At 57.8% G+C, this 13558-nt stretch carries 7 protein-coding genes; all 7 read right to left on the bottom strand.

Translation table 11 applies throughout. The features are described from left to right. Positions 1-57 precede the first annotated feature (57 nt). A complete protein-coding gene (locus BFN10_RS16725) occupies positions 58-1539 on the bottom strand; it encodes a mannitol dehydrogenase family protein (protein ID WP_071490602.1) in 1482 nt (493 codons plus the stop codon). 18 nt (positions 1540-1557) lie between these two features. After that, positions 1558-2661, bottom strand: coding sequence for an ABC transporter ATP-binding protein (locus BFN10_RS16720; RefSeq protein ID WP_071490601.1), 1104 nt, complete (start codon positions 2659-2661; stop codon positions 1558-1560). 22 nt (positions 2662-2683) lie between these two features. Continuing rightward, positions 2684-3514, bottom strand: a complete 831-nt coding sequence (locus BFN10_RS16715) for a carbohydrate ABC transporter permease (protein ID WP_003173672.1) — start codon at positions 3512-3514, stop codon at positions 2684-2686. A gap of 10 nt (positions 3515-3524) precedes the next feature. After that, the gene (locus tag BFN10_RS16710) at positions 3525-4415 is read right to left on the bottom strand and encodes a carbohydrate ABC transporter permease (RefSeq protein ID WP_071490600.1); all 891 of its coding nucleotides are present in this window, start codon (positions 4413-4415) and stop codon (positions 3525-3527) included. Between the two features lie 91 nt (positions 4416-4506). Further along, positions 4507-5790 carry an ABC transporter substrate-binding protein gene (locus tag BFN10_RS16705; RefSeq protein WP_371858640.1) on the bottom strand — a complete coding sequence of 428 codons (1284 nt, stop codon included), beginning with the start codon at positions 5788-5790 and terminating at the stop codon, positions 4507-4509. Between the two features lie 293 nt (positions 5791-6083). Further along, the gene (locus tag BFN10_RS16700) at positions 6084-12479 is read right to left on the bottom strand and encodes a hypothetical protein (protein ID WP_130898158.1); all 6396 of its coding nucleotides are present in this window, start codon (positions 12477-12479) and stop codon (positions 6084-6086) included. 141 nt (positions 12480-12620) lie between these two features. Continuing rightward, a complete protein-coding gene (locus BFN10_RS16695; protein WP_071490598.1) occupies positions 12621-13526 on the bottom strand; it encodes an AraC family transcriptional regulator in 906 nt (301 codons plus the stop codon). Positions 13527-13558 lie beyond the last annotated feature (32 nt).

Raw genomic sequence — 13558 nt, 5'->3', positions numbered from 1 at the left:
TTGTTCGAGTTGGCAATGCATTCCAATGTACAAGGGGGCAAGCCCCCTCCCACATGTTTAAGTCGGTTTCTTCAGGAGATGCTCCAGGGTTCTGGTCACGCCGTGATCACGCAAGCTTGCATAACACCGTTCGAACGCTGCCACAAACTCGGCCGACTTGGGAATAGCCGTGCCAAAAATCTCTTCCACCCCCAGCAGGCGCTTGCTGATCAGTGCATCGTCACTCACCAGTCCCTGGCAGAACTCGGCACGCGGGTCGGGGATCTTGTAGCTCACGCCATGCTCATCCACGCCTTTCAGGTACAACGCCCAGGCCGCCACCACCAGCGCCGCACGCTGCGTCTCGCGCCCATCGGCAATCAACCGGTTGATGGTCGGCACGGTGAACTTGGGAAACTTCGACGAGCCATCGGAACACACGCGCTCCAGTTGATCGGCAATCGCCTGGTTGGAGAAGCGGTCTACCAACGTCTGCTTGTACTCCGTCAGGTCGATGCCCGGCACCGGCGCCAGGTTCGGCGTGACGTCCAGGTCCATATAGGCGCGCATGTAGGCTACGAACAGCGGGTCATTCATGGTCTCGTGCACAAACCGATAACCCTTGAGAAAACCCAGGTAGGTCAACGCCAGGTGGCTGCCGTTGAGCAGGCCGATCTTCATTTCTTCATAGGGCGTAACGTCATCGGTGAACTGCACGCCGACCTTTTCCCAGGCCGGGCGCCCGTTGACGAATTTGTCTTCCAGCACCCACTGCACAAAGGGTTCGCACACCACCGGCCAGGCGTCGTCGATACCGTGCTCGTCATGCAATTGCAGGCGGTGGGCGGTGCTGGTCATCGGTGTGATGCGGTCGACCATGGCATTCGGGAAGCTCACGTTGGCCTTGATCCAGTCGTGCAGCTCGGCATTGTGCAGCGCTGCGAACGCCAGCAGGGCCTTGCGGGTCACGGCGCCGTTGTGCGGCAGGTTATCGCAGGACATCACGGTAAATGCCGGGGTGCCGGCGGCGCGGCGCTGGGTCAACGCGGCGCAGATAAAGCCGAACACGGTTTTCGGTGCGCTCGGGTGCGCCAGGTCGTGCTGGATCTGCGGCAGGTGGGCCATGAACTCGCCGTTGCTGTCGTCGATGCAGTAGCCGCCTTCGGTGATGGTCAGCGAGACGATGCGAATGGCCGGGTCGGCCAGTTTGTCGATCAGCGCCTGGGCGCCGTCTTCGGCCAGCAGCATGTCGCTGATCGAGCCGATCACCCGCACCTCGGTGTCGTCGGTGTCGCCCAGTTCGTACAGGGTGAACAGGTAGTCCTGGCCCGCCAGGTCGTCGCGGGCCTTGCGGTCCTCGGCACGCAGGCCGACGCCGCAGATGCTCCAGTCCAACCCTTCGCCAGTGTTCATCAGTGCATCGGTGTAATACGCCTGGTGCGCACGGTGAAAACCGCCGACGCCGATATGGGCGATGCCCTGGGTGGTGCTGGCAATGGCATAGGTGGGCAGCTTCACTTGCGGTGCCAGCTGGGTGAGGTTGTGTTTATTCAGTTTCATCAGTTCAATCTCGCGAAATCAGGCGGCAGCGCGCAGTGGGCGGGCCACGGCCACGCCATCGGTGTCGAACAGATGGCAGTGCGCCGGGTCCAGGTGCAGGTGCAGCGTCTCGCCGTACTGGCTGGCCATGTCGCCACGGATGCGCATGGTCAGCGGCTCGCCATTGGCGGTGATGACGTGGCAGAAGGTGTCGCTGCCCAGGCGCTCGCCGACGTCGGCGGTGACGGTCAGGGTGGTTTGGCCGGGCGTGGCGATTTCCAGGTGCTCCGGGCGAATGCCCAGGGTCACCGCGCTGCCGGCGCTCAGGGTGGCGCTGCTCAACGGCAGGTTGATGGTGGTGCCGGCATCCAGTTGCACTTCACAGCCCTGGCCTTCGACGCGGGTGACCTTGCCTTTGAGGAAGCCCATCTTCGGTGTGCCGAGGAAACCCGCCACGAACAGGTTGGCCGGCTGGTGGTACAGCTCCAGCGGCGAGCCGACCTGCTCGATACGGCCACTGTTGAGTACCACCACTTTGTCGGCCAGGGTCATGGCTTCGACCTGGTCGTGGGTCACGTAGATCATGGTCGCTTGCAGTTCTTTATGCAGGCGCGCCAGTTCCAGGCGCATCTGCACGCGCAGGGCGGCGTCGAGGTTGGACAGCGGTTCGTCGAACAGGAAGATCTTCGGGTTACGCACAATTGCCCGGCCAATGGCCACACGCTGGCGCTGGCCGCCAGACAGTTGCTTGGGCTTGCGCTCCAGCAATGGCCCAAGTTCCAGGATGCGCGCCGCTTCGCTGACTTTGCTTTCCACCAGTTTCTTGTCGACACCGGCCAGGTCGAGGGCAAACGACATGTTCTTGCGCACGCTCATGTGCGGGTACAGCGCGTAGGTCTGGAACACCATGGCCAGGTCGCGCTTGGCCGGGGTTACTTCGGTGATGTCGCGCCCGTCCAGTTCGATGGTGCCTTCGCTGACTTCTTCCAGGCCGGCGATCAGGCGCAGCAGCGTGGATTTACCGCAGCCCGAGGGGCCGACGAACACCACGAATTCCTTGTCGTTCACTTCCAGGTCGATGCCCTTGATGATGGAAAAGCCTTCGAAGCCTTTTTGCAGATTCTTGATTTTCAGATTGGCCATGAGGGGCCTCCGCTAGGAATTATTATTTAACGGCGCCGAAGGACAGACCGCGCACCAGCTGTTTCTGGCTGATCCAGCCAAAGATCAGGATCGGCGCGCAGGCCAGGGTCGACACGGCGGACAATTTGGCCCAGAACAGCCCTTCGGGGCTGGAGTAGGAGGCGATCAGCGCGGTCAGCGGCGCGGCGGCGGACGAGGTCAGGTTCAGCGACCAGAACGCCTCGTTCCAGCACAGGATCAGCGACAGCAACACGGTTGACGCCAGGCCACCCTTGGCAATCGGCAGCAGTACGCGGACCATTTCCTGCCACAGGGTGGCGCCATCCAGGCGGGCGGCTTCGAGGATGTCCTTGGGGATGTCCTTGAAGTAGGTGTAAACCATCCAGACCACAATTGGCAGGTTGATTAGGGTGTAGATGATGATCAGCGCGATGCGTGTATCCAGCAGGCCGAAGCTCTTGGCCAGCAGGTAGATCGGCATCAGCACGCCCACCGGCGGCAGCATCTTGGTCGACAGCATCCACAGCAGCGTGCCTTTGGTGCGCTGGGTTTCGTAGAACGCCATGGAGTAGGCGGCCGGCACCGAGATCAGCAGGCACAGGGCGGTGGCGCTGAAGGAGATCAGCACCGAGTTCCACGCATAACTGAAGTAGTTGCTGCGCTCGTTGATGTGCAGGTAGTTCTCCAGCGTCGGCGTGAAGATGAACTGCGGCGGCGTGGCGAACGCATCGATCTCGGTCTTGAAGCTGGTCAGCACCATCCAGAAGATCGGGAAGAAAATCAGGATCGCGATGGCCCAGGCCAGGGTGCCGAGCAACAGGCTTTGCAGGCGGCGGGATTGTTGAAGCGTCATGGCGCGGCCCTCAAGGCTTGTCAGTCAGGTTTTTGCCGATCATCCGCACCAGGATGATCGCCGCGATATTGGCGATGACCACGGCAATCAAGCCGCCGGCCGAGGCCATGCCCACGTCGAACTGCACCAGCGCCTGGTTGTAGATCAGGTACGCGAGGTTGGTCGAGGCGTAACCGGGGCCGCCGTTGGTGGTGGTGAAGATTTCGGCGAACACCGAGAGCAGGAAGATCGTTTCGATCATCACCACCACGGCAATCGGCCGGGCCAGGTGGGGCAGGGTCAGGTGCCAGAAGATCGCGATGGCGCCGGCACCGTCCAGGCGCGCAGCTTCCTTTTGTTCCTGGTCGAGGGACTGCATGGCGGTCATCAGCAGCAGGATCGCAAAGGGCAGCCATTGCCACGACACGATGATGATGATCGACAGCAACGGGTAGTGCGCCAGCCAGTCCACCGGCTCGGCGCCGAACAGCTTCCACACGGCAGCGAGAATCCCCGACACCGGGTGGAAAATCAGGTTCTTCCAGATCAGCGCGCCGACGGTAGGCATGATGAAGAACGGCGAGATCAGCAGCACCCGCACCAGGCCACGACCGAAAAACTCACTGGCTTCGAGCAGGGCACTGATCAACACACCGAACACCACACTGATCAGCAGCACGCTGCCCACCAGCAACAGGGTATTGGTGGCGCCGGGCAGGAAGCCCGAGTCGGTCACGAAGTAAGCGAAATTTTCCAACCCCACGAACTCGTTTTCACCGGGGTAGAGCAGGTTGTAGCGGATCAGCGAAAAGTACAGGGTCATGCCCAGCGGCACGATCATCCACAGCAGCAGCAAGGCCACCGAGGGGCTGACGAGGAACCAGCCGGGGTTGGCCAGGCGGTTTTTGGCGGGTGTATTCATTAGGGTCAAGACCAGTCAGATACGAATCGGAGCGCGGTCAATGTGGGTGGGGGCTTGCCCCCTCCCACATTTGACTGTGGGTGGGGCTGGGTTATTTGGGGTAGCCCGCCCGCTTCATCTCACGCTCGGTGGTGGTCTGCGCGGCGGTCAAGGCTTGATCCACTGTCTGCTGACCGGTCAGCGCGCCCGAGAAGAACTTGCCGACCTGGGTGCCAATCGCCTGGAACTCAGGAATGGTCACCAACTGGATACCGATATACGGCACCGGCTTGAGCGTCGGTTTGGTCGGGTCCGCGACTTTCAACGATTCCAGCGTCACCTTGGCAAACGGTGCGGCTTTCATGTACTCGTCGCTGTAGGTCGACTTGCGCGTGCCTGGCGGTACGTTGGCGACGCCGTCGGTCTTGGCGACCAAGGCACCATATTCCTTGGAGGTGGCCCAGCTGGTGAACACCTTGGCGGCGTCCTTCGCCTTGGAACTGGTCGGGATCGCCAGGCTCCAGGAGTACAGCCACGACGTACCTTTGTCGGTCTTTTCATGAGGGGCAAAGGTGAAGCCGACATGGTCAGCCACTTTGCTCTGGGTCTTGTCGGTGACGAACGAGCCGGCCACGCTGGCATCCACCCAGATCGCGCACTTGCCGCTGTTGAACAGCGCCAGGTTTTCGTTGAAACCGTTGCTGGAAGCGCCCGGCGGGCCGGATTTCTTCATGTTGTCGACGTAGAAGTTCAGCGCGTCCTTCCATTCAGGGCCGTTGAATTCCGGCTGCCATTTCTCATCGAACCAGCGCGCCCCGTAGCCGTTGGCCAGGGTGGTGATCAGCGCCATGTTCTCGCCCCAACCGGCTTTGCCGCGCAGGCACAGGCCGTATTGCTCTTTGCTCTTGTCGGTGAGTTTGCTGGCGAATTCGCCGATCTGGGTCCAGGTCGGGTGCTCGGGCATGGTCAGCCCGGCGTCCTTGAACAGATCGGTGCGGTAATAGGTGATCGAGCTTTCGGCGTAGAACGGCAGGGCGTACAGCGAGCCTTTGACGGACAAACCGTCACGTACTGAAGGGAAGACATCGTCGAGGTCGTAGGACGCCGGCAGATCCTTCATCGGCTCCAGCCAACCCTTGGCGCCCCACAGTGCAGCTTCGTACATGCCGATGGTCAATACATCGAACTGCCCACCCTGGGTGGCGATGTCGGTGGTCAGGCGCTGGCGCAGTACGTTTTCTTCGAGCACCACCCAGTTCAGCTTGATCTCCGGATGCTCGGCCTCGAAGGTTTTCGAGAGCTTTTGCATGCGGATCATGTCGCTGTTGTTGACGGTGGCAATGGTCAGGGTCTGCGCGCCAAAGCTGACGGCGCTGAGGGTCATGCAGGTGGTCATGCAGGTAGAGACGAGCAGTGCTTTTGCTGTGAACTTCATCGCGCACTCCATTTCCGCGCCCAGGGGGCTACGGAAGGACAGTTATTGTTGTTGTGTCTTCCTACAAGGAGTCAGGAAGAGTGTGCGTCGATTACAGCCTTGAAACGGCGATGTGACAAATCCTTGGGAGCACTAGGACTGATACTTTTTTGCACTTGAGTTCAGGTGGGTGCTTGAAGGCGGCGGGCATCCGAAAACCTGGCGCCCTGAATAGCGCGGTGGGGCCAGGTCTTCGCAGGTTACGACGTTACGGCTTAATAGGATCTTTTTTCATGCGTGGTCAGCTCTTTGATCCACTGTGGGTCCACAGGCTTGCGCCATTGGCCACGGGTGTGAATTTTCAGGCCTTTAGCGTCCCACTCGGCCATCTTCTTCTTCACTAACTCGGTGTACTCGGATGCCCTGCATGAAATTTCGGCCCAGGGGTCGACGATCCAGGCGTCTTTCCATTCGGATTGTGAAAAATCAATGGTGGCTTTACCTCCCGAGGCCGGTCCGCCGACAACTGTGAATACGTGGTCGCCTCCTTCCACATACCATGTTTGGGCCTTTCCTCCGCTTTTTTTGATGATGTTTTCGGATAGCAAAGCCATTTCCCCACAGTTTCCAGCCCCGGACTTCACAATCAGGTTTGGACGGTTCAACGCCCCAGGCGGTACGGTCTTGCGCAACCAGTTAATCGTCATATCCGCGGCCTCAGCGCGGGCCAGGTCCGCTTTTGAGTGCATTTGGTTAGCAGGCCCCAGGCCTGTGGCTTTCATGGAACGGTTCACGCTGTCTTGCGCTTGTTGTGCGTAGAATTTGTTTTGCTGTTCAGCGGTCCACGATGTGAAGTTGGCGGGTTGGTCCAGCGCGGTAACCTGGTTGGGTTGCAAGGCAATATCCGCTTTATCAATCGCTTTGGCCCGCTGTAGCTGATAGACAACCTCGCGTTGCTGTTCATCCGTCAGATTCTTGCACATTGCTTTTAACTCATCGATGTCCTCTTTCAAGTAGCCCGTGCGCTCCAGATCTTCAAAGGCAAACTTCAATTTTGGCAGCGCAATGAAATTGGCATCAAACGGTAAGTTGGCAACACCTTGACGGATGCTGAATTTATTCCGGTAAGCCCTCACCATCGGTAGCTCCCTAGGCGTGCATTTATTGAACGTCAGTTGGCTGCCGGGTGTCTCCTCCAATCGTGCGTAGTAGAACTCGGCGGTATCCGCCTCGATCACCAGGTATTTGGCGGTACTGCCGGGTGCCGTGTCGTTAACGATCACCCCACGCAGTTCACGTTTATCGTCGACAGCATCAGTGATGCGGTTGAGCTTGACCACGCGTGTTTCTCGCTCCAGCCCCTCACTGTTTTGTGCGCTGAAAAAGCCGAATTCGGGTTCATTTTTGAGTGTGCCGGTGATTTTTGATTTGTAGACGATGGGCTTGGTCCCAGGCACCGGATGCAATTTTGGCCCCCTTTCGCCGTCGACCATTTTCCAGCGGCGGCGTTCGAAAATCACAAACTGGCCCTTGCGCAGGAACTTCGGCGCTGAGGGAAACAGGCGCACGTGCTCAAGCGCCTGAAGTTCCTGCTTCAATTCGCCGGATACCTCCTCGATGAACTTGGTAAAACAGACGTCGTTGGCACCGCGCTTGACGCGGCCGCCGATACTCGGGGCTGGGCACCAGGCTTCAAAGCTTTCCAGCGGCGTGTAGTGGTCGGCTGACTCCAGGTCTCGTAGCAAGCCTGGTTGGCGAGAGTCGTAGCGGTAAACCTTGCCCTCGTTGATCAAGTCGAAGCCATGGGTGCGCGTGACGGTATAGGCATCTGCGGCCAAAGGCTTTTCGGTGACCAGGGCTTTGGTGCCGTCGGAAAAGGTTTCTTGTTTCAGGACCGAGGATGTGTCAGACACAAAACCCTCAAGCGCAGGACCATAAGCGGCCATGGTCTTTGCGTCGTAGGCATACCACTCATTGCCCTGGCGTATGGCGGTGATGTTGGCCCGGTCCTGAGCTCCGGAAAGCCACACGCAGCCATTGGCCATGTCAGCTGTCTGCTCAGTTAGCTGGCCATCCTGTAGCCGGCTCAACGAGCGGGTAGATTGCGTGGTAGTGGCAGCCGTGAAGTCCTTGAGCTCAATTGCTTCAACCTCTTTAACGCCAAACTTCTCGATAAACCCTGCGGATACCTTGGCAGCCGCCCAAGATGCAGCAGATTTGGCCAAGCTCCACAAATTGTTGGCGCCCTCTGTGGCAACAAGGATCGCGACATCAATGCCAAGGTCTACGCCTGCTTTCAGGAATTGGCCGTGATAAAGGTCTTCCAAACTGCTGGTGCCGGGCAAGGAGTGCCATATGGCCTTGAAGAAGTCACGGGGTTGCGTGGCCGTTTCAAGTGTATTGCTGGACCAATTACGGTGAAGGTCGACAAAGTCGGATCTGTACAGGTATGTGGAGTCGACCATCACTTTGGCCAATTTCGATAGTCTTCCAGCCACATAATGGGGGGAGAACGCGTCATTTTCCTGGTGGGCAGGGAAGGACACCGGTAACGGCCAGGGTTCGTTATTGTCATCCAGGAGGCGTTGATCGGTGGCTCTCAAAACGACTTCTGATTTAACCCCCGATTTAGGTTCAGTGCCGGTCTTGAAAGCCTCGGCATCGATTTCCAGGCTGACTTTTTGGCCTAGGGGGGTATCCGGATCAATGTCGGCAATTCTTATAATCTGGCCCCACGTCGGGTAAACCGCAAAATCTCTTCTGGCCCCGTTGTAGATCGACGTGATCACCATGCCGCTGCCGGCGCCTTCAACGTTCAAAAACTCTACGTCGCCATAAAGCAGGCTCTTGCGTTCTTCGACAGGCAGCTTGTTGAGCATATTCTCGAACAGTGTCGTCGTATTCCGCCTGCGAAGATTGAAATCCGCCTTTATAGCCTTGTCGAATTCATCGTTGATCACTGGAAAGCCAGGTTCCCTGGCCTTTTTACGCAGGCTGTCGACATCCACATGATTGCCTTCCTGCCCCCAGCTTTCATCCAGCCTGCCTGCTTCATAGATTTCTGCCAGGCTATAGTGTCTCCCGCTGATCAAACCAGCGAGTTCGTTTTCAATCATAAAGCGTTTTTCATAGTCGATATGGCTGCCGAACTGTTCTCTTAGTACTTTCAGTGCCATGTCCCTTCTATTGGGCGCTTCAACTGTTCTCAGCCACTGGACGGCTTCGGCGGTGGCCTGGGTGGATGCCTGGAGTTTCTGCTGGCTGTCTTTCAATTGCTCCAGGGTATAGTTGTTCTTATCAACGTTGTTATGGATGGCCGCCCAATCCAATAACGGATTCATTTGCGCGTAGCTGTATATCTGCGCTTCCAGTGCTGAGATAGGCCGGATGTTATGAAGACTCATGATTTCCGGGTACGTCATGTTTGCGGTCGCGCCAGGAGCTGTCCATTCGATCCGGTTGACCGCAGTCGTAAACTCGACATCCTCCGGCGAGCCGAGCGTTACTTGTTTCGGTACATCCTTCACCAGTAATTGCGGTGCCGCCCCTTGTAGAAGCAAGTGCGCAACTGCCGGTGCAAGGTGACGAGGGATGCCTTTGTTCTCAACCAGGTGTTGCGTGAAGAGTTCGCGCCTGAAGTGAGTGTTGCGCCCAACGTTATCGTTGTCGGTCAAATCAGCTCCGGCAATGGTCTTGTGTTGAGTGCCGGCCGTTGGATCAACTTCCAGTACCAGGTACGTCAAAAGCAAATTCCTCAAGCTGGTTGAGGTTGCAGCCACCTTCATGCTGGTTTGCAGATCGGTGGCGAGTTCAAGCGCATCGCTGCTGGTAAGCAGTTGCTCCAGTGCCTGTTCAGGATCGGTACTGAGGTTGGCAACCCTCATGCCGAGGTAATTGAGGAGGGTGTTATTGGCGCCGATCTTTTTTTTCACCTCTTCGACCAGTTGATCGCGTTGCGCGGCATTCAGCGGCAGTGGCGTCGACAGGAACCCCCAGCGATTGCCCAGGGGAGGAGATTGGGGAGCCCGCGTCTGCAAGGCCTTCAGCAAATTGTCGTTGTCTGCTTTTGATGACACTGGGTACCAGTTGTTGTGCGAGATAAATTCGGCAACCGTTGTCACGCCCTTGGGTTGATGGGAAGAGTCTGGATCGACCACAAGGCGCCTGGAGCCGCTGTCCGGTGTCCAGTTTTCCAAGGCTTGGATCAGTCTGTAACGGTCGTTGCTGTCACCCACTGCGGTGTTTTGCCGGGCCAGCCAGCCCATTGTGTTTTCTGGGTTATCAGGTGGATTGGGAAATTGTTGGGTGCGGCCCATCAAGGCAGCCTGTTGGTCAAATCTCGTGCTGCCGGGGGTGTCGCTGAGGCTATAAAAGTTGGCCACCCATTGGTAGGGAGCACCGTTGGATTCGGCGTGAAGCAGTGCAATGGGTTGTGTTTGATTCGCGAATGCCTGCGCTGCGGTTAGCACGGGCGCCAGCGCGTCAAAGTAATTGGGGTACTTTTGCGCGAACGCGGTGGCAGTGAAACGCTGTTCTTGCGCCCCAACCTTGCTAACCAGCGCGTTGTCCGTGGGGTCATAACGCAAGGAAGCCAGGTCAACCTTCTGCTCATGCGCCCACGCCTTGAAACCCTGGCTATTGAGGGCTTTGTGCAGGTAGGCCCGCCATTGACCGAACAGGCTGTTGGGCGGTATCAGTTGGATGATTTTCGATGCGGCTTGTTCGGGAGCGAGTTTCAGTTCAAGCATTGCACGATGAACAGTGGTGGCAAGCTCACCTTCGGCGCGCGCCAAAAGGTCTTCGGGGGTGTCTTCAGCTTCCACTGGCGCCGCCCGGCTGGCTTTGATGGCGGCGGCCAGTTTTTCAAGTGGCGAGGGGGAGAGCGTTGTAGAGGCCAGCATTTGCGTCACGGCCTGCTGGTTTTGCCGTACGGCGACAGACTTGGGGGCGTTCAACGCGGTGTCGACCAATGCGGGGAACGTTTTTTTTTGAACCAGCGCTAAACCACGGCTTAGCAAGGTGATCAGTTGGCGTTCTTTCCAGTCCGGTTGTTGGAGGGCTGGCTGAGGGTGAACTTCCTCATTGTAGAAACGCATCACCTCATCCAGTGTTGCAGTGGGCGGAGCAGGGTAGTGCACATCGGCATCAGCGCCTGCGGCCATCCGTTGCACCACATCCTTTATTTCGACCCAGACATTACTCCAATCTTCTGACACATCGTTCAGGGTGAACGTGGTTTCCACGCCTTTCACCTTGGCCGTCAGGGCTCCTTCGACGGGGTTGATGCGGGCGGTCTTAGGGTCAAGGCCTTGTTTCTGCGCAAAGTCGGTAAAAGTGGCGCTTGTGAGCGCATTCAGAAGCTGCTGGCGAACTTGATTGAAGGTTGAATACTCGGGCACTTCATTGAGCAGAGGTGGTGTGTCATTTCCGCCATTCAACGCTGGCAATTGTTTTAGCAGCGTCTCGCTGCACTGCCATGCCAGCGCCTCGTCGGCCTCCTGAACCTTTTGGGCTGCGGTCAACGGCGCATAGCGAGCGAGGCGTTGATCCAGTTGCTCCGCTGGCAGATCCACGATTTGTTGCTTGGCTCGCTGTTGACGTTGCTTGACGGGGGCATACTGTTGCTCGTAAAGCGGGTCGGAATGACGTAGCGAAGGAAATGTTCCTTCACGAATCAACTGCCCAATTTTGAATAACGTATCCTCATTGTAGTTTCGGGAATAATCACGGGGCAGTTGCATGCCATAGAAGTTGGTAATCAGCTCAGGAAACGCCCGGTCTTGCCCGAAAAATCTGAAAGGTTCACGACTGGAGCCCGCCACCTTTGTGGCCGCTTTGAAAACCGCCGATGTTGCCTTTGAAAAACTGTCTTTGCCGTACTGGCTGATATCAATGTCGTGGTCGTGGTCCTCCGGCTGCAGGAAGAGGCGCCCGGTGGGGTCGATCACCAACGATTCAATATCGATGTCATGGGTTTGGGCAAACGATTTGAAGGGTTCCGAGCGCAGTGCATCATCCAGCTCGGCAAGGGCCAGGCCAAAAGTGGAGTCGGGCTCGACAGGAACCGTGTATTGGGTGCCTTTTAGAGCCAGCTCTTTATCGTTAAGCAACGCGTTGATCACGGTGTAGGCTGTATTGACCGCCAACTCTGCATCAGCCTTGTCAACCAACGTGTCGGCGAACTTGCGCAGCGAGGCGTTGCCTGTGTCTTGGCTGGAGGGCGTGTTCTGCAGATCTCGACGTACGCGCGAAGAAACAGGGCGAATTTTCGGCGCGCTGGGTACAGGGCTGACAATTATTTCTTGAATCAACTGGGTGTAGGTTTTTTGCGGATTGAGCGCACTTGGCTGATCAAGAAGTTTCTCGACCTCTGCCCGTGCTGCGGGAGCTGTCAGCGGATCAGGCGAATCCATCAGTCGTTGCCTGATCTGCTCGCACAGGCTTGATTGTTCTTTTGTCGCTCTGAATCTGAGCAAGGATTCAATGCGCTGACGCGTGTGATCCGGCAGATCAACCGGCGGGGTGAAAGGTGTCTGGCGTGGGTCGACGGGGTTAGCGAAAAGTCCGATGACGATGGAGGTGACCGAGGTGCGGAGCGGGCCAGCCGGTGGTTTCGGGTTATCACGCTGTGCAGTGGTCGCGCGGTGGTTTGAGACTGGAAGCCCGATCATAAGAAGTCCTCAACAGCAGCGGATATAGGCAGGAAATTCCGCGCAAATGGAAAATGGAAGACACTTTTCTTACGTGGCAACCAGCGCTGTTAGGTTCCTTTTGAATTTCCCAATAGATCTATCTAGGGAGGCGTCGCTGTTTCAGGCGAGGTTCTGCTCAGTCAGTCGCTGCACCGCCAGGCGACGGTAGTGGGAAGGGGTCATGCCCTTGAGTTGCTGGAAGCGCCGGTTGAAGTTGGAGATATTGTTGAAGCCCGACTCGAAACACACATCCGTCACGGCTTTATCCCCATCGGCCAACAACTCGCAGGATTTGCTGATACGCAACCGGTTGACGAACTCGATGAATGTGCGCCCGGTGGCCTGTTTGAACACGCGAGAGAAGTAAGTGGGCTTCATGCCCAAGTATTCCGCCACTTCTTCGAGCGGCAACTCCCGCGCGTAGTGGGCGAAAATGTAGTCTACGGCGCGGTTGGTGCGGTCGATGCTGTGTTCATCGGCCAGTTGCGGCGTGGTCACACCGGAAAGCAGTTGGTAGTCCTCACAGGCGCTCAACACGTCCAGCAGGATAAAGAAGTGCCCCAGGCGCGCCATGCCTTGGGCGTCCTCGATGCGTTGCATCAAGGTCATGGCCTGGGCGATGGTCTTTTTGCAGCGAAACTCGATGCCGGACTGCGCCCGCTCCAGCAGCGGCGCCAGGCTTTTGAGTTCGGCGAAGATGTGGCTGCCGTGCTCGAACAGCTCATCGGTGAAGTTCACCAACATGTCGCGCTTGGGCACCACCTCGTCTTCCTCCACCTGGCTGATCCAGTTATGGGGCAGGTTGGGGCCGGTGAGGAACAGGCTTTCCGGGTAGAAGTTGCCGATGTAGTCACCGATAAACACCTTGCCTGAGCTGGCGACGATCAGGTGCAGCTCGTATTCCTTGTGGAAGTGCCAGCGCACCAGCGGGCAAGGGAAACCGTGTTGGCGATAGATAATGGACAGGCCGTTGTGGTCGTCCATCAGTTCGTAGGAAGGGTCGGTGATGCGCGTTGCTCGGGTCATGCTGCCGTCGCTTTATTGTGGTTGCTGCGTAG

Origin of the sequence: Pseudomonas extremorientalis (genome assembly GCF_001870465.1) — a bacterium.
GTDB classification, from domain to species: domain Bacteria; phylum Pseudomonadota; class Gammaproteobacteria; order Pseudomonadales; family Pseudomonadaceae; genus Aquipseudomonas; species Aquipseudomonas extremorientalis.
This window is presented reverse-complemented; position numbering and strand designations above follow the sequence as displayed.